Origin of the sequence: Halorubrum sp. GN12_10-3_MGM (genome assembly GCF_005435235.1) — an archaeon.
GTDB classification, from domain to species: domain Archaea; phylum Halobacteriota; class Halobacteria; order Halobacteriales; family Haloferacaceae; genus Halorubrum; species Halorubrum ezzemoulense.
This window is the reverse complement of sequence record NZ_SGUB01000038.1, coordinates 1-17,892: the sequence shown is the minus strand read 5'-3', so window position 1 is coordinate 17,892 and position 17,892 is coordinate 1. Positions and strand designations below refer to the sequence as shown.

Below are 17,892 nucleotides of genomic sequence, written 5' to 3'. Positions count from 1 at the left end.
GCCCATACCGCCGCCCATCCCTCCACCCATGTCGCCGCCGAAGGGATCGTCGTCGCCGTCCATACCCCCGGAACCGTCGTCGCCGGATCCGTCGTCGTCGAGGAACCTGTCGAGGACGCTCGCACCGACGAGCCCCAGCGTGGCGACTGCCCAGACGGCGGTTGGAGCTCCCCACACCGGTAGTTCGAGGCCCATTACCGTGTACGACCCGCAGAAGGCACTTCAATTCACCCCTCAAAATATCAACCGTGAGAAAGCATGCCGTCGGGCGAATATCAGACGTTACAGGAGTATATGCGGAGAACTGAGACGGGACCGGACCGGCCGCCGATCGGCGCTCAGATCGCCCGCTCGAAGCCGTCGGCGGCGCGGACGACAAGCCGACCGTCCGAGCGGAGCCGAACCGTGCGGCCAACCGCGTCGCCGACGTCGCTGGCGACGATCGGGACGCCGGCGGCGTCGAGCACCTCGCCGACCCGCTCGACGTTCCGCGGACCGACCGCGTCGGTGAGGTCGAGCATCTCGGCGCCGCCGGCGACCCGCGCCTCCAGACGGCGGGGGTCGGCGCCGGCGTCGTCGAGCCCCCCGATCAGCGAGTCGATCCCGGTGTCGACGTACTTCGCGGGCCGCGAGGCGGCCGTCGTCCGTCCCTCGCCCGCGGGCAGCATGGCGTGGAGGAGTCCGCGGACGCCCGCCCGTCGGTCGACGAGCGCGACCGCGACGCAGGAGCCGAGCCCGCTGGTCGTCAGGATCGCGTCATCGGCGGTGACCGCGAGCTCGCCCACGCCGACCTTGATCCGCCCAGGGTCGTCGGAGGCCGCGCCACCGGTGACGGCGGCCGGGTCGGCGACTGCGTCGCTCTCCGTCCGCTCCGGCGGGTCGTCAGGCCCATCGTCGGAGAGCGAGCGGGTCACGGGTCGGAAAGGTGGTCGAGCGCCCGAGCCAGTTCGCGCTCGTCGGGGAGCGCGTACACGTCACAGCGCGCTTGGATCCCCTCGGTCTCGATAGCGGTGTCGATCACAAACCCGTAATCCTGTCGCTCGCTCAGCTTCGCGACGAGCGGGCTGATCGTCGAGGCGCCGATGTCGTGGACGAACTCCGGCGGCGAGTGGGTGATCGACGTGCCGAGCACGTTCGCCCAGCCGTCGATGAACCCGCTCGTCATCACGTTGCCGAGCTCGCAGAGCGCGTTTTGGGCCATGTCGCCGAGCGGCTCGTCGGGCTCCATCGGGAGCATCGCATCCGCGACCGCCGCCGCCGAGGACTCCTCAAAGAGGATCGCGAGGTAGCCGCTCGGCTCTCCCTGGAGCTCAAACACCGTCCCCGCATGGGGCTCGGTGCCGACCTCTGCGGGCACGTCGGCGAGCGGGACGAACCGGAGCCGGCTCACGTCGACGCTCGTCTCTAACCCGGTCATCATCGCGATGTTGTCGGCGGCGTTCGCCGACCCCTTCTTCGCCAGCGACGAGAACGTCGACAGCGACTCGTACGGCACCGCCGTGCTCGCCGTGCCGCCGGCCGCCTCGCCGCCGGCCGCTGCCGCGGGCGCCGTCTTCCCGACGATGAGGTCGCGGAAGGGCCCCGAGTCGGGCAGCATGTAGATGGAGAAGTCGAGGTCGGTCGTCGTCGCGTCGAGGCGGCTCTCGAAGAGGAACACACCGTCCCCGGCAAGCGCGCCGTCCGGCAGCACCGCTGCGCCGTCCGCCTCAAAGTACCGCGGGGGCGACATGTCGATTGCCTTCCCGAGGTAGTTCGCCCAGCCGTCGAGGAAGCCGCCCAAGGCGATGTTGCCGACCTCCGTCACGGCGCTGCGCTCCATCGACTGCCCGCCGGGGAGAAGCGAGAGCAGGGCGTCGGCGTTGACCGCGTCGAACGCGAGGACCGCCTCGCCGTCTAACCCGCCGCGGAGCCCGACGCTCACGCCGATCGACTCCCGGCCGGCGAACGACTCGGCGAGGTCCTCGCCGCTGGCGACGCTCGCGCCCGTCACCTCCACCGCGAGGTCGGTCCCAGTCAGGTCCGAGAGCGCGCCGGCGGCCTGTTTGGCCCCCCGTTCCGCGAGGCGGTTACAGGCGCCGAGTGCGCGGACGTCGACGCGCATTATACCGCCGAACCGATGGCGTCGAGCACGTTCGGCTTCTGGAACGGCTTCGTGATGTACCCCTCCGCGCCCGCCTTGATGGCCGCCTTCATCTTCTCCTCCTGCCCGACACTGGTACACATGATCACCGTCGCGTCGGGATTGTCTTCGAGGATCTCCGTCGTTGCCTCAATACCGTCGCGGATCGGCATCACGATGTCCATCATCACGAGGTCCGGCCCGTGTTCCTCGTACATGTTGACCGCCTCTACGCCGTTCTCTGCCTCCCCGACGATCTCGAACTCGCCCTCGAGGATCTCCCGGAGCAGGTTCCGCATGAACTCCGAGTCGTCGGCGATGAGTACCCGCGTAGCCATTGTTGTCTGAAACCGGGCGCAGCGATCACTTAATCGCTCCCCCGCGGTTCTCAGCGATGAGAACGGAGCTGTCACGAGTCGAGCGCGGCGCGGGCGCGAGGAGCGACGAGCAGCGGCGGAAAAGCCCGAGGCGGCGGCTCGTGCGAAGGCCGATGGTCGGAGCGCCGGTCAGACCTAGTGCCTGAGGAGGTGGACCGCGCCGACGAGGACGGCCCCGCCGAACGCCTCGTGGGCGCCGAACGGGAGGGGATCAGCCCCGAGCTGCGCGAGCCGTCGTCGGTCGGCCCCTCGGACAGCGCGCCATCGCCGTCAGTCCCGTTGGCGGCGTGCTCGCCGTCGGGGCCCTCCCCGTCGTCGGATGCCGTCTCGTCGGTCGACTCGCCGTCGTCGTCCGGCCCGTCAGCCGCGTCGTCGTTCGCGGCGCTGGTGGTCGTCCCTCCGTCGCTCGTGTCGATTCACGAGGTAGAAGCGCCCGGGCGCGTCGGGCGTCTCCAGTTCGGCCGCGTCGGCGAGAAAGAGTGTGATGTCCTCCGGGTCGGCCCGCGACAGGTTGAGCCGCGAGGCGGGCTCGTTGATCCCGGGGTTCGTTTGCCTGACGCGGAGCGACACCCCATCCTCGGCGGTCAGGAAGTCCCTCAGCACGCGGTGATCGACCGTCTGGCCGGCCTCAAGCGGGCCCGCGTCGCGCGCTGCCGAGAAGTGGAACAGCGCGCCCCAGATGCCGGTCGCCTCGGACCCGAAGACGATCCGGTTGCCCTTCGTCACCGCAGTCCGGTCAAGCCCGTTGGCCTGGAGCCCGGCGAGCGACTTCATGTCGCCGTTGCTGTCGCTGTCGAGGGCGGCCAGGTCGATGCTGGTGAACACCTCGATGTCGTCGCGGAACGCCGGATTCTCCAAGCCGAGGTCGGCTTTTTCCTCGACCTCGGTCGGCTGGACGATGCCCGACTCGTCAACGGCGAGGGTGCCGTCAGTGATCGCGAGCCGGTACCGCTGCGAGACGAGCGGGCGAACGAGCCTGGCGGCGGCCGTCGCGCCGGCGAAGCCGCTGACGTTGGCGAGGGAAGTCGCTGTCACATCGCCGTCCGCGTTCCTGAACGTGAGACCACACGAGGCGTCGTCGCGGGTACAGCTCCGCCCGTTGGTCTGGTTCGTCCCGATCGTCCGGGTGGTGATCGTTATAAAGAGCAAGGAGAATACCCGCGCCTTTAGGCCTGTCTCTTACCCACAAGTTCACTGAGTCCCAAACAGACGTTTCAGACGCTGTCGAATCCAATCTATTCGCGGAAGATCGAGGTGAGGAGTGATTCGGGCGGTGATATCGGCAGTGGGGGGTTGCTGAATAGGGTAAACGAGATCAGCAAAATCGTCCTATAGAAGTGTTATGTCTGTAGATATCGAGGTTTCGGTCGGATTTATTGACCTCAACAACGACTCGATTTGTGGGTAAGAGACAGGGCTTTAGCCGGAGGAGGATGTCAACGTCGTCTGGCCGGTGATCTTGATCACGTCGACGTACCCAACCGACTGGCCGGTGTCGCTGAGCCGGTTCCCGCCGACGAGCAGGTACGCCACCCGTTGGGGTTGTTCGCTGTGTGGCGTATCTCGATCGGATCGCCGGCCACGGGGGTGTAGGTCGCCCGGGAGAAGCCGCCACTGATTATCAGACCGTGTAATGAGGCCGGCGAACTCGGCCGCCGAAATCGAGAATCACCCGACGCAAACGCCTCTGCCGGTCCGAAGAATTAAGCCCTGCGGGAGCCCGAATCACGGCAATATGCCATCGTGTCCCCGCTGTGACGCACCGGTCGACGACAACGCGCGGTACTGCGCACAGTGTGGCGCCCCGCAGACAGAGGACGCGGCTGAGGAGCTAGACGAGTACGTCCAGCGGCAGGCGGAGCAGGTCGCCGGATCCGACGGCGGGGGCGGCGGAGGCAGCGGATCGAGCGGGACCGACGTTTTCCCGTCGACAGAGGAACTCACCGACCGCGAACAGCTGTGGCGGCGGGGGTCGTATGTCCTCGGCTACGGAACGATCGTGATCGCGATGACCCGCGTGCCGGCGGCCGAGTCGTGGCCGCTGATCCTCGCCAGCGTGGCGATCTTACCGCCGATCCGCCGGCTCACCGCCGAGCCGCTGGGCAGTCCACTCAAACGCGAGGTGATGGCGGGGATATACGCAGTTTTCGCAGTCATCGGGATCGCGTTGTTCGTATTGTTGGGGTGAACCAGTGGGTGGCAGTTTTGTGAGGAATTTTGCCTACCATCCGTCTTTAGTTACGCTTTTCGTGGCATATTGTTGATGGCTTGCTATCTTGTGACTTCGGTCTGTCGCGGGTGAATTCTATTCGGCTTAGAGAGACTCAAATCGGGAGTTGTAGCTACTCAGGGGAACACAGTGACTGTATCAACAATCACCTACCGAAGAGTGAGAGGAAAAAATGACGACGTTATCAGCTGTGTTGGCGCCGGGAAATGAGCCCAACGACTAGCAATGCTATGAGGGCAGCTACAACCCCAAATCCAGGCGTTGAGCCGTCCGTATCTTCTCCTTCGTCTGTTTCATCCTCTCCGCTTGCGGAGTCTTCGTCAGCGCTATCACTTTCATCGTCACTTCCCATGCCGTCATCAGCACCCTCGTCACTATCCGTGTCATCTGTCTCGTCACCATCATCTGGGACCTCAACGGTCAGCGTTCCAGTTTGACTATCCGATTCAGTCATAACGGTGTACTCAAGGCTGCCTTCGATTCCCGACGTGTTGATCCCAGTAAATGTAACAGTCGTGCTACCCTGCTGGTCAAGTGTTACTTCTTGAGTGGCGACCGTGTCGTTCCCAACACGGAGTTCAACATCCTGAGTGCTGTCGCTGTAGCGGCTCGTTGTGACTGTCGTGGATACATTGAACCGTTCACCTTGCGTCACAGTGATATTCTGCGGATCAAGGTTCGAGAGGGAGAACGTAGTCGGGAGACTACCGCCGCCACCACCGCCACCACCGCCGCCACCACTGCTGTCATCGTCCTCCTCATCAGTGGTCGAAGATTCGGCGACTGCGAACGGCGAGAGACCGCTACTGGTTGCCGTCAGCCTAACGTCACCATTGGTCGGAGTTGCGTCGGTATCAAGCTGTTTCCACGCGCCATCAACGTAGTGTAGCAGCACGGCGTTTTCTGTAGCGATTCCTACCTCGTCGAGCCGAGACTGACTGATCGTTACTGTGACCTCTGTGTCTTCACTCACACTGGAATCACCACTAATGTCAAGATATGTCGCAACAGAATTATTGGGGATTGGTGCTCCTCCAGTGGGTGAAGACGACTCAGTGACCGACACGTTCTTTACACCAGAATCAGACGGCAGGCGAACACTCACGTTGCGGACGTTACCGTCTCCTGTAAGCTGAACATTAGTACGCCCGTCATCAACAGAGTTGCTTCCGCTGCTGATCCCATCAATGACCTCAAAGTCGACTCGATTTGAGGACATCCGCGTTGGGTCTCCTTCAACCATTGCAACGTGAACAGCGACGTACTCACCCGGGGCAAAGTTCTCAAGTGTGTCGACAGTTAGGGTAGTATCGCTCCCTGCTTGTTTCGAGGTTACAGAGGCATTTATTCGTGAATCGCCCACAGAATCGGTCTGCGGTTCGCTAAATTCACCCTCATTCGCAAGGAACGTGATGACGTCAGGAAGTGCGTAGACGCCCGATCGTTTGTTTGAGGTTAGAGTGCGGCCAAATGCTGACACATCATCTTTCGTCCGCTGAACACCATTAACCTCGTCAATTGAGTGTTCGATTTCGAATTCATCTGGTGTCGTATCAGCGTCGATGTCACTAGGGGCTACAAGAGTTAGGTCTTCGCTGGCTACTTGTGATTCATTCCAAATTGCGACAGCATGCTCGATGTCACTGCTTCCTAAGTTAGCGTTAACATCGAATGTCACACTATCGCCCGCCGCATATGTTTCGCTGGCACGTTGGACACTCAGCGTAGATGCCGTCTCTTGGACAATCGCAGAGTCAACGCCAACAACGCTCACGTTACCCGGAACAGTAATGTCACCGTTGTTGTCGACGTTAAGTCCTTGGCCGCTGTTCGTAACTACTGCCATGTAGAGATACGACCCTGGCTCAGCGTTGTTGATTGTGAAGTCGGCCCCGCCGTTCGTTACCTGCTGGGAGCTAACATTGTCAAACGTGACATCGTCGCTATCTGCGTTGTCACGAATGAACTGACGGAGGGTATCAATATTAGTCGTGGATGGGACTTGTGTGTCTGTGGACTCAATCCTCGCAGAAATGAGATGAACCTGTTCGTTGTCAAGGTTATCACCGGGATCAAAGCCCAAGTCGATTGTGGCAGCATTCTCATGTACAACCAACCGGTTAATCCCTAGGTCGGCGTTAACACTTGGGGGAAGGTTGTCAAGGCGTGCGCCGGTGTCCATATTTTCCACCGCTGTTGCAATAGCATTGTTTTGGCTTCGATCTACACGAAGCGTGAATGGTGCAGAATTCCAAACATCAACACTCTGCGTTACGTTGATAAAATCGCCGGACTGTTCAACCGGTTGACCGGTAGTGGGCGGATCATCTATTGCTTGGGGGGCTGGACCGACTGCTCCAGCAGCTCCTGCCACTGGGGACATGAGCATAACAGCAGTAATAACGCCCACAAACAACTTGTTGAGTGGCATACTAGTTCAGGTGTCACGCGGGGACATATTAATTTCTTTGGAGAGGAGTACCTCACCGTGGAACAGAGGTCGCACGATGCCGAAAGATTCAGTACCCCGATGGATCTGAATTGAATTATGTCACGGGTTTTGTTCGTTGCCCTCCTTGTTGCTTTAGCGAGCCTCTTTGGCGCAACAGCAGTCGTACAAGCGAACGGCTCAGATGTCATAACGGTTGAAAACGGAGAAGTTGATGTGCCGGACCGGTCCGTAGAGGTTGGACCATTCGGATCATACAACGTGTCATCGGTTGCCCCGATTAAGCCAGGTGAACAGATTGAAATTTCTGTTTCAAAGAACACAGATGAGCGATTTAATCTGTACTTGTACGACGCCAATGAGAATCCGGTAAAATCAACGAACACGACAGAATCTACTGTTACGTTTGATTCGGACGGTCTCAGCGCTGGAACCTACATACTTGCGTACTTTTCTAATGAAACGTTACAGACAATTCAACCAGTTGTGATTCAAGGGTATGAGACAACAGTCACTGCCCCGTCAACAGTTGCGGTTGGTGACAATGGTTCAGTAAATGTTACTCCAACAGCGTATGATTCTTCGGATGAGCCACCGATCGAAACTGTCGAAGTGGTACTCGTAGATGGCGAGACAACAGAGCGGATTACAGCAACTAAGGAAGGAGACACGTACACAGCACCACTTGATGATGAGTATGAACCTGGCGACTACCGCCTGTACGCTGCCGTGACTGGGACCGGTCAGGTTGCTGGAGAGTTCCCGAACATTCTCTCCGTGAGCGATGAGCAATCGCTGACTATCACTGAAGAAACGGCAGATGAGTCAGGAGACACCGGAAACAATGGTGGTAGCGGTGGCGGTGGCGGTGGTGGGGGAGGTAGTGCTGCTCCCGTGGACAATACGACATCTGAGAGTGTGAATGAGACGACTAACGCCACCAGTGAAAACAAGTCAGTCAAAGTAAACAGTACTGGTCAGAACGTCTCGAACACGACTAAAAGTAATGTAACAGCAGACGGAGAAGCGAATACCACCAACGCTACAGGCAGCGAGAATTCTGACCCGAGTGGAAACGTTACGGGAAGTACACAAGACACTGGAGACAATAGTAGCCAAGTAACTGAACCATCGGAACCAAACCCAGATCAGAATACCGACGAATCAGTTCCACTAAATGGTCCTACGCTGCTGCTAATTTCGCTGTTTGTGATTGGAGCGGTGACACGGCTCAGAAATTGACATCCTCCTCCGCGTGAACGCGGAGGAATCCCGAGCGGTGGGTGTTTCAGGTTCACAGTTCAGTCACTCAGCTTTGAACGTTGAGTATCTAACACTTAATCGACCGAAAATGGCGGCTGAGACGGTGTGAGCATGGAAAAGGGAGTTCAGCCGCAGACGCTCCACTCTCCACTAGAGGTTCAAACGCCGTGAACGCTGCCTTCATTATCCTCTGTGAATCACTCTCCAGTTCGGCCGATACCGTAAACTCCTCGTAGAACGTCTTTCCCTCCGATTTCGGGCCCAATAGTGTCAACACGACAACGTTCAAAGCTGAGACAATCACACAACTCCCACACCTTTCGGGCACGGGTAGCGTGGAAGAGGCGCGTCAGGGCCGGAAAATTGTCAACCAGTTGCTTCAACGTCGATCCAAAGATGGAGGTTACGATATGCGTTCTCACTGGTGGGTGTATCTGGCAGACTGCCATTATATAAGAGGTACTGAACCCGAAGGTTCTCACCAGTCTGTGGTGGGCGAAGGGTATGTTGCTGATGGTGGGTCTCGTTGTGAGGGACCGTCACCTCAAACCGATCAATTTCGGTCCGATCAAGTACAGTTGTTGAGTTGTCTGTCGTATTGACTTCTTGTACCTGGACAACAACAGTATACGTCGTCGATTGATACTCATTGTTTCCGATTCCGACGATCAGTTCGGCTGTCTCGCCTCGTGTCATCGTTTCAGGATATCCGTCGGCAACGAGTTCACCATCAGGATTCTCCGTAAGGAGGTAAAACTCAGTGAACTGCTCGCCTTGAGGTGGAACCGCAACCGCATAGCCAACGCTGCCGATAGCAAGTAGTACCGAAATGGCGAGTACAATATTGAGTGTGCCGTCAACCCGATCATCCGGATCAAACAATTCTTGTTTTGTGGCACCGATCCAATCGCGATAAGGGACAACGAACCGCTCGTCTGGCGGCAGTTCCCAGCGGCGTTGTGCGGCAACAGCGACACAGATGAGTGTGAACCCAGCAACGCTCGTCGCAATTGGGACAAGCCGGATTCCCCATGGTGTGAAGTTCAAGATGAGCCCGATCAGCGGCACAATCGCGATCGAGAGCCCAAACGAGAGCGCCGTCCGTTCGATCCCGTCGATCCCTGAACTATCAGTCGGGTCAGAGTTGACCGTTTCTGTATTGCCGTATTCTGCGGCTGCCTCAGTACCTGGAACTGGCTGCGGTGTTGAGTCGTCGGTGCTCGCTGTTTGCTTTGATTGCTCGGCGGTTTCGGCCGGTGGAGACTCCGATCCGGATTCTGGAAAGAGCGCGGCAATGAACGCATATCCAGGGAGAAACAACACGAAAGTGAGCCCAAATCCGACGCGGAGTGGCGTCTCATTGACTACGGGTACGAAGACAGTCGCAAGCGTCAACAACGTCAGGATAACTACCGCAGCGAGATCAGCTGGCAGTCGACGGATAGGATGTGGAAGAACGAGCCAAACATCCTGACGATCCACCATGGTGCTCTGAAATGGGACAGAAGACAAAAGTCACTCGGTCAGCGAATGCGTGGCCTACGTCTTTAGCCGGGAGAGCCAGCACCAGAGGATTGATGCCGGAGGATACAGAGACACGAGTAATGGGACTCGGGAAGCGACGCCAGTTTCTCTACGGGGTCGTCGCGTGGATGCTCAGTGTCATTGTCTTGTTGACGGCGCTTGAATCGTTGACACTAGAGCTCTTTTTTGTGATGTCGCTTATTGGACTGTTAGTCGTCGTTGAACTCACAGCCCCATTCAACGTGACACCACGTTGGCGGCGCCGTCTTCTACCTGTAATTGCGATTGGACTTGCGGGGTTCGGATATATCGTTATCAGACGCATCTTGGAGATTCTTCCAGAGGGAGTCATATAGATGCGTAGACCACCGGTCCCACGTCTCGTATTGTATGCGCTGATTCTCACGCTCAGTGTGGCAATCGTCATCGCAGCGAGTACAAGTACGGCTACATTCGGCGGGTATAACATCGACTGGGACGGAACGAGTGAGTTTCGAGAACTCGCAGATCAACAAAGCGAGTCACAGATCGCCCTCGAAACGACAGCCTATGAGCGTTCTAACACGAGTGAAACAACCGCAATTATTCTCGCTCCCGAAGAACCCTACACAGCAAACGACTCACGGCGTGTCCGAGCGTTCGTACGGTCGGGTGGCACTGTTGTCATTGCTGATGACTTCGGTTCCGAGGGGAATGCGTTACTCTCAGCGGTCGGTGCGGATGCCCGGTTTAACGGGACACAACTACTAGATGAACGTGAGTACTACCAAGCGCCCTCACTCCCAGTAGCGACGAACATCACTGACTCACAGTATACCTCTGACGTTGCGCAGCTGACGTTGAACGGCGCAACGGCAATCGACGCCAACGGATCAACCGTACTCGCCACAAGCTCGCGGTTCGGCTATCTCGATCGAGACGGAACAGGAGGATTATCGCCGGGGGATGAACTGAGTACCTATCCGGTAGTGACCGTCGAATCCGTTGGTGATGGACGCGTGATCGCGGTGAGTGATCCCAGTGTGTTCATCAATACAATGCTAACGCAGCCCGACAATGAGGCGTTCGCGACGGCACTCTTGGAGACACGCCAGCAGACGCTTCTTGATTACTCGCGAGCTGGTGAACAACCACCTCTATCTATCATACTCTTGGCTGTTCGGTCATCAGTAGTGGTTCAGATGGGTCTCGTCGGGGTTGGGATTGGATTCGTCTGGGCGTACGGTGTCTTCGGTCGGTTCACCAGCCGATCGATCTGGGGTGGGCTACTCGAGATAGTACCGGAGCCCCTACGTGACCACTTCCCAATATGGCTTCGTGAAATCACTAGTGGCGACGAGGATACGCCGACGGAACTTATTGATGAGGACACGCTCCTCAGATCGCTCAGTCAGCGACATCCCGGGTGGGATGAGACACGACTTCGGCAGGTGATGACAGATGTTTTATCCGAGCGCTCACGAACCGAAGATGATGAGTAGTCCGGAGGGGGTGTATGAGGCGATCTGTGAGGCGACCAGTGGGGTCGTCGTCGGAAACGAAGACATTCTGGAGGGGCTTACGATAGCACTACTGACAGACGGCCACGTCTTGCTTGAGGGAGTTCCCGGTGTCGCAAAGACTACCATTGCCAACGCATTCGCGCAGGCAACAGGCTTGTCGTATAGCCGGGTTCAGATGACACCGGATATGGTTCCGGCTGACGTCGTCGGAACAAACGTATACCGACAAGCAACAGGGGAGTTCCAACTACGGAAAGGCCCGGTGTTTGCGAATCTTGTCGTGGCCGACGAAATAAATCGGGCAACCCCAAAAACACAAAGCGCACTGTTGGAGGCGATGGAAGAGTCAACGGTTACTATCGACGGCGAAACACTCTCGTTGCCAGCACCGTTCATGGTGATTGCGACACAGAACCCAATCGAAATGGAGGGTGTCTTCGAGTTGCCTGAGGCCCAACGGGACCGATTTCAGTTCAAATACACTGTCGATATTCCCGACCGAGCAGAGGAACGAGAAGTACTCAACCGATTCGATAGTGCGCCGGCGTTGGATGCGGAGACAGTCTCACAAGTCGTTGACTCAGATGAGCTTGCGGCCGCACAAGACGTTGTCACAGACGTGTTCGTTGCTGAGCCGGTCAAAGAGTACATCCTAGATCTCGTCGCTGCAACACGAGAGGCAGCCACGCTCCAGTATGGTGGCTCACCGCGGGCCACACTGGCGTTTCTCCGCGGGAGTAAGGCCCGGGCAGCGATCCGAGGCCGTTCGTATGTCATTCCTGATGACGTGAAAGCGCTCACAGAGCCCGTGTTCGTCCATCGAGTCATTCGGACGACTGATGCGGAACTTGCCGACCAGTCTGTCACAGCGATCATTGAGGAGATCGTCGATGGTGTGATGCCGCCAAGCGCAGATCTCGAGTTCGACGCGAACAGCCAACCACAGGCACCCGATGGCGGCTCAGAACTCGACGAAGAGTAGTCCGAGACCGCTACACAGCAGGACTGTGTGGAGACCACCGGCTTCAGGTCTCATTTTGAGTGTCGTACCGACAGGTGATCGCGAGCGGGTCATCGTCAGTTATCTCGACACGGACCGGTATACCAAGCGTTTCAACCAGACTGACAGCCAGAAATGAGGGAATCGGATGATCGATTCCCGTGGGATCACCGAGGCCGGCACCAACCACTTCGAAGGTGACCCGACCTGTGTCGGTATCGACCGCGTACTCAACCCCATCAGCGAGTTCAAACAGTTCAACCAGCGCATCGGCAGCCGTCGCCGCAACCGTGTGCGGAGTCTCACTGAGTGGCTGGCTGCGGGTGTCTTCAAACGCCTCGAAGAGTGGTCTCCCAGTTGGATGGAAGGCGACGCCACCCTGCTCAGGTGTCTCGGGAACGACAAACAGATCCGATAGTGCTGAATCAGGTGGAAGCGGCCGGTCTTGGTAGCGTGGAACGAACAATCGGACGTCATCTGTCGGCACATACACCGGATCTCCTTCCAAGCCAAGTTCATCCACAGTCGCATCGCGATCGGCTCGGAGCGCTTGGAATAAGCGCGCACCTACGCGCGCGGATACAAATCGTTCTGGGGTTAACACGAACGTAAGCACACCGGCGAAGACACCAGTTCCGCCGAGAGCGAACAGGACAGTCCGAGCGTCTGGAAAGATGAGCCCACCGGCGATCCCGGCAACACCAACAATAAACAATCCGAGTGCGGTCCGTCGATAGGTGGCCTGTTGGGCGCGGGCATACTCTTCACGGAGTTGGCGATTCTCCGCTTCAAGGACAGCAAGTTGTCGCCGGAGATCAGCTGGTGACGTCTCCTCAGGTGATTCCGACTCCGTCACAGCCGATCGTGTTGCGTCTGTCTCTCCGGTACTGGCCATTCCGTCGCTGTCCCTTTCGAGACTGGTATGTTTACCTTTTCGGCTCGCTTTCGTCGTTGGTCGAAGAAGGATTGCTCTGGATCTCGTCAGTCTCGCTCAACTCAGAGGATGGACCAGTATCGGGATCTGTGTCGGGAACAGAAGTCTCACCGGCTGTCTCGTCAGTTGACACAGCAGTTGTCATCTCAGCACCACTAGCCCCGTCGGCTAACGGTGTGCGATCCAAAGCGACACGACCGAGCTGTACCAACGTCACCCGCCGGGCAAGATACGTCCCCACTATGACAGCGATACAGAGGAGCCCACCTGCCACGACGAGCCCCTCACGGAGTCCAATAGCAACGACAGCCACGAGTAAGCCATACGTCGGTAGCGTGCCGATAAATACTGCCCACCGCTGGTGACGTCGGGCAGGCTCAGTAAGCACACAGAGCAACGCGAGTTGCGTCACACCGACAAGCAGCGTGTCTTCGAGAGAGATCGTGGGAAAAACGGCAAGCTGGCCTGTAGCGAAGGCAATCGGTGCGGGGAGCACCCCTGCGACGAGTAACAACGGAACGGCAATGAGGAGTTCACGCGTCATCCCGGTAATAGCGATAACGCCGAGGAGGATAACCAGCGCACCGATACTGACGGGATCGCGAGCTCGAAGTGATCCGATGGGCGGGTCCATACGCGACTGTGGTGTGTCCGTGTGAGTCATCGGGTAGTTGAACTCATCCGACGGTGTGCGAGCACCGCATCGACACGGCTGTCTGGTGCGATTTCGAGTGCTGTCATTCGGGGATGCGTATCGAGATCCTGGCGGAGTGTTTCAAACGTTCTATACTGGTCGTATGCGACATCGAGATCCGTCAGCCCAGCCGGTTCGAACAGACATTGGGGAGTCAAAAACAGGATCGTCCGGCCACCGCCACGGACAGCAGCCTTCACCGCCTCCGTTACTGTGGTCGGATCTGTATCACTGGTAACGATAACGAGCACGTCGTCGGCGCCGACTTGGTTACGAACGCTGCGGACAGTCCCGACAAGTGGGTCATCACGGATTCGTGTCACATACGGGTCCTGATCACGCAGATACGCTCCGAGAATCCGCGCAAATGGTGTCTCATCATCAGTGAGGCGATCACTCCGCTCACGGGCCTCGCGCGCCGTCCGTCCACCTGAGGATGAGTCGGCAGTGGTCGGGACGAGGCCATACAGTCGAGACTCGATCTGTGCGTACGTCTGATCGCTTGTCCCAGATTGAACGATATTCGTCAGGCCGTCATCACCGACCGTGCGTAAGCCAAGTGGGTCATCACGAGTAGCAGCCGCGCGTGTGATTCCGATTCCCACCTCACGGGCGTACTCCAACATCGTCTCTCCGTCACGGCCCACCCCCATCTGTGAGCGGTGGTCGATGATAAGCGTCGTCCGCCGATCGGTTTCTCCTTCGGTTTCTCTGATATAGGTCTCTGCGAGCCGCGCCGTTGCGTTCCAATCGATCTGTTGAACATCATCACCGGGGACGTACTGTCTGAGTTCCCGAATTGTCACGCCAGGACCAGGACGATCCGATTGGTGTTGCCCATAGGCGCTGTCAACGCGTTCACCACCCCGGCCGACATGGAGGTCCGGCGTTGGTGGACGGACCGTTACCGTCGGTGTGGTTTCCCACTCAACATGCGTCTGATACAAACCTAGCGGATCGTGTAGAGTTATGATTGGCTTGGGGAATTCAAATCGACCCGATATCGAGGCGGTGACGGTGAACTCCATCGTGTCTTCTGTGTCACCTGGCGCTAGCGAGAGCGTCTGATCGCCGGCTTCGGTGGTGACGCCCGGTGGAGTGGTCGCCTGAACGGTCACCGGGAGGGTAGTACGAGTGTTCGGTCGCGATAGCGACACCGTAGCTATAATCGGCGTATCAACAAGTGTATCATCAGCACCGAGCGTGTAGGTTACTGTCGTTCGGTCGTATGCCTGCGTGAATGTCCGACCCGCAACCGCGGCGGTGGCAAGAATCCACGCGCCGAGTCCCGCTGCCGCAAGTAGCAACGCCGGTCGTTCAGCAAGCACACCGATGATGACGAAGACAAGACCGCTTCCGGCCGTTGCCCACCAGCGGTCTGTGACGTCCATTGGGTACATCTCAGTTTCAATTCAATTCAAACTTGGCTTCCGATCTGGCCGTTCATCTTTGAGGAAGAGGAACATTCAAATCACCTGACGGCTGGTATACTGGTGTGTCGGCTCGCCGTCGCCGCTACAGCGCACTCGCCGCTGCGATCATTCTTGTCAGTGTCATCGCCGGTGGGGTTGGAGCAACCCCAGCTCCAGGGCCAGAAAGTTCGGCCACGAACGGGACAGCTAATGAGACGGCCAACGCCACGCCCCCGCACCAGAACCCCGAAGTCATCTCTGAAGCTGGTGACGACCAACGCGTCGCAAGCCATCTCGCGACACAACTAGGGTCACGGTTGAATCTGAGTGCGGCCGCACTCAGCGAGGGTGAGTACGCGGAGGGTCGGCTACCACTCGAAGCCGAAGAATATGCTGTCCTTCTCGAGCGGTATTCGGCCGTGGCTGCTGACATTGGTGCCGAGGAGACAGCGGATCGGTTCAATCTAACTCGTGAACAGCAGCTACAACTGACAGATTCAATCGAGGAATTGGAAATAACTGGCCAAGAGTATCAGAATGCGGTCGACAACGGGAGTGATGAAAAAGCACGGCAATTGGCACGTGAACTCCTAACGACTGCTGAAGAGCTGAATCAAACGACAACGGAGCTCAACGAACAGTACGACGCACTCGAAACAGAGACTGAAATCGATTTCAACGCAACACAGGAGTCGATCTCCGTCGTTCAACAAACGGTCCAGCGAGCGGCGGCTGGCGTCATCGACCGTGAGTTTACTGAGACGAACATAACTGTCGAGACGAACCAAACAACGGTCGCCGCAAGTGATCCACTGCGTGTTTCCGGACAGCTGACCAGGGTCGATGGAGCGCCAATCAGGAACGCATGGGTAAGCGTTAGCTTAGGTGAAGATTCCATCACGACACGCACGACCGAGACTGGACAGTTCGAGACGACATACCGACCACTGCTCGCCTCGACAAGTGCGAGGAACCTCACAGTAGCATATACGCCCACTGGGAGTGAGCCGTATCTTCCAGTTACGGAGACGGTTGCCGTCTCGATCACTGAGCAGGCTGCGACATCGGTCGAACTCGAGAACACGACTCAGGCGGCCGCGTTCACCGAGCCAGTTCAGGCCACTGGACAGGTTATGATCGCAGCCGAATACAACCGATCGCTTGCGGGCATTCCCATTGTTTTGACACTCGACCAGCAGCGGATCGCGACTGCCGAAACCAATGCTAGTGGTCGCATTACGCTTTCGGGATCGATGCCGGAGACAATTCCAGCCGGTGATGCTAATCTCCAAGTGTCAATCGATCGGCGTGAGCTGGCGATCGAGCGGTCGATGGCAACGGCACCGATCACCGTTCGATCGACCCCAACAGACCTCTCGATTGACCCGACCGTCACCAGCACGAACGAGACTCGGAATGTAACGGTGGGTGGGCAGTTACGGACTGCCGATGGTGACCCACTGTCCGATCGATCTATTCGTGTCGCGATCGGAGAGACTACTCTCGGTACTGTCGAGACGAATGCGAGTGGGGGGTATCAGGCTACTTACGAGCTTCCAGCCGGTCTTCGTGGCAGTGACATCACGGTGACTGCGACCTTCGAGGGTACTGGCACGAACCTAGAGGCGAGTGCGGCTCAACAACGCGTGCCACTTCCAAGCGCCGGAGTTGGAGTCGGCAGAGTCCTCGCTGGTGTCGTTGGTGGTGGCCTCTTAGTAATGAGTGTTATCGTGGTGTTGCTCGCTTCGCGTGGCGTTGATCGAGAGTGGATCACGCAAACCTGGGCTCGAGTTACCGATTCAACGGACCCGGCCGCAGACTCCGGGACAACGACAACCACCGCGTCGTCTGCCACGACTGGACTGTCAGATAACGGCCAGATAGAGGCGGTCACGCAGGCATCATTACATTCGGCCCGTGAAGCGCTGGCTGCTGGCCACCCAAATGTTGCCGTCCAGTCTGCGTACGCAGCCGTCCGGTCACGGTTACAATCTAGTGACTCACTGTCGACCCCACAGACTCATTGGGAGTTTTATCGCCAGTTACATGCCGATCATGAGATCAATACGGCACAGTTAGCACAGGTCACAGAAGCGTACGAGACCGCTACGTATTCGGCAGACGGACTGTCATCGGATGCGGCTGCCGAGACCCTCTCAGCAGTAGAGGAACTGATCGGGGACCCAGGAACAGGTTCCACTCGTTGATTCCTGCGAAAGAATTCTATTCAACGCGACTATATATCTCCCAAAATTATCTTAGTACGTGTTTACCCCGGAGTCTCGACAGCCGGCACAGCGTGAGCCCGTGAGATCAGTTCATTGTTACTGACGGCTCGACGAAGCTCTTCGTATGGATTGCGTCCCTGCTGGCGCCACGTCGCCAGCA

At 58.1% G+C, this 17,892-nt stretch carries 15 protein-coding genes and 1 pseudogene; 6 read left to right on the top strand and 10 right to left on the bottom strand.

All coding sequences use genetic code 11. The annotated features are described in order from the left end of the window. The 5 genes and pseudogenes from EXE47_RS17285 to EXE47_RS17265 form a co-directional block, all read right to left on the bottom strand. Positions 1-195 (bottom strand): annotated as a pseudogene (locus tag EXE47_RS17285) (flagella accessory C family protein); the annotation flags it as partial. A gap of 143 nt (positions 196-338) precedes the next feature. After that, positions 339-914 (bottom strand): chemotaxis protein CheD, encoded by a 576-nt coding sequence (locus EXE47_RS17280; protein ID WP_049930113.1) that lies wholly within the window; start codon positions 912-914, stop codon positions 339-341. After that, a complete protein-coding gene (locus tag EXE47_RS17275; RefSeq protein ID WP_137703504.1) occupies positions 911-2,101 on the bottom strand; it encodes a chemotaxis protein CheC in 1,191 nt (396 codons plus the stop codon). Before EXE47_RS17275 ends, EXE47_RS17280 begins: the two co-directional genes overlap by 4 nt. Further along, complete coding sequence (cheY, locus tag EXE47_RS17270) at positions 2,101-2,457, bottom strand: chemotaxis protein CheY (RefSeq protein WP_006628944.1); 357 nt, start codon at positions 2,455-2,457, stop codon at positions 2,101-2,103. Before cheY ends, EXE47_RS17275 begins: the two co-directional genes overlap by 1 nt. A gap of 399 nt (positions 2,458-2,856) precedes the next feature. Further along, positions 2,857-3,531 carry a hypothetical protein gene (locus tag EXE47_RS17265; RefSeq protein ID WP_137708550.1) on the bottom strand — a complete coding sequence of 225 codons (675 nt, stop codon included), beginning with the start codon at positions 3,529-3,531 and terminating at the stop codon, positions 2,857-2,859. A 700-nt stretch (positions 3,532-4,231) separates the two neighbouring features. Here EXE47_RS17265 and EXE47_RS17260 point away from each other — a divergent pair. After that, positions 4,232-4,684, top strand: a complete 453-nt coding sequence (locus EXE47_RS17260) for a zinc ribbon domain-containing protein (RefSeq protein ID WP_089308388.1) — start codon at positions 4,232-4,234, stop codon at positions 4,682-4,684. 226 nt (positions 4,685-4,910) lie between these two features. On the opposite strand, the gene EXE47_RS17255 is transcribed toward EXE47_RS17260, so the two are convergent. Next, positions 4,911-7,157: a PGF-CTERM sorting domain-containing protein gene (locus tag EXE47_RS17255; protein ID WP_137708549.1), complete on the bottom strand. Its 2,247-nt coding sequence runs from the start codon at positions 7,155-7,157 to the stop codon at positions 4,911-4,913. Positions 7,158-7,274: 117 nt separating this feature from the next. Between EXE47_RS17255 and EXE47_RS17250 the strand changes: the two genes are divergently transcribed. Further along, on the top strand, positions 7,275-8,417 hold the full coding sequence (locus EXE47_RS17250) for a hypothetical protein (RefSeq protein WP_137708548.1): 1,143 nt from the start codon (positions 7,275-7,277) through the stop codon (positions 8,415-8,417). Positions 8,418-8,804: 387 nt separating this feature from the next. Here the strand turns inward: EXE47_RS17250 and EXE47_RS17245 are convergent, their stop codons facing one another. Beyond that, positions 8,805-9,923, bottom strand: coding sequence for a DUF1616 domain-containing protein (locus EXE47_RS17245; protein WP_080508688.1), 1,119 nt, complete (start codon positions 9,921-9,923; stop codon positions 8,805-8,807). A gap of 119 nt (positions 9,924-10,042) precedes the next feature. On the opposite strand from EXE47_RS17245, the gene EXE47_RS17240 reads away from it, so the two are divergent. The 3 genes from EXE47_RS17240 to EXE47_RS17230 are packed head-to-tail and all read left to right on the top strand — an operon-like array spanning position 10,043 to position 12,446. Then, complete coding sequence (locus tag EXE47_RS17240) at positions 10,043-10,318, top strand: hypothetical protein (protein ID WP_089308389.1); 276 nt, start codon at positions 10,043-10,045, stop codon at positions 10,316-10,318. A gap of 57 nt (positions 10,319-10,375) precedes the next feature. Further along, positions 10,376-11,443 carry a DUF4350 domain-containing protein gene (locus EXE47_RS17235; protein WP_241997600.1) on the top strand — a complete coding sequence of 356 codons (1,068 nt, stop codon included), beginning with the start codon at positions 10,376-10,378 and terminating at the stop codon, positions 11,441-11,443. After that, on the top strand, positions 11,436-12,446 hold the full coding sequence (locus tag EXE47_RS17230) for a MoxR family ATPase (protein ID WP_137708546.1): 1,011 nt from the start codon (positions 11,436-11,438) through the stop codon (positions 12,444-12,446). The genes EXE47_RS17235 and EXE47_RS17230 overlap by 8 nt, the downstream gene beginning before the upstream one ends. Before the next feature lie 43 nt (positions 12,447-12,489). On the opposite strand, the gene EXE47_RS19100 is transcribed toward EXE47_RS17230, so the two are convergent. From EXE47_RS19100 to EXE47_RS17215, 3 genes are all read right to left on the bottom strand, one after another. After that, positions 12,490-12,987, bottom strand: a complete 498-nt coding sequence (locus tag EXE47_RS19100) for a hypothetical protein (RefSeq protein ID WP_241997599.1) — start codon at positions 12,985-12,987, stop codon at positions 12,490-12,492. Between the two features lie 403 nt (positions 12,988-13,390). Further along, positions 13,391-14,032 carry a hypothetical protein gene (locus tag EXE47_RS17220; RefSeq protein WP_129452456.1) on the bottom strand — a complete coding sequence of 214 codons (642 nt, stop codon included), beginning with the start codon at positions 14,030-14,032 and terminating at the stop codon, positions 13,391-13,393. A 26-nt stretch (positions 14,033-14,058) separates the two neighbouring features. Further along, positions 14,059-15,483, bottom strand: coding sequence for a DUF58 domain-containing protein (locus EXE47_RS17215; protein WP_137708545.1), 1,425 nt, complete (start codon positions 15,481-15,483; stop codon positions 14,059-14,061). Positions 15,484-15,587: 104 nt separating this feature from the next. On the opposite strand from EXE47_RS17215, the gene EXE47_RS17210 reads away from it, so the two are divergent. Continuing rightward, positions 15,588-17,711: a hypothetical protein gene (locus EXE47_RS17210; protein WP_137708544.1), complete on the top strand. Its 2,124-nt coding sequence runs from the start codon at positions 15,588-15,590 to the stop codon at positions 17,709-17,711. Positions 17,712-17,892 lie beyond the last annotated feature (181 nt).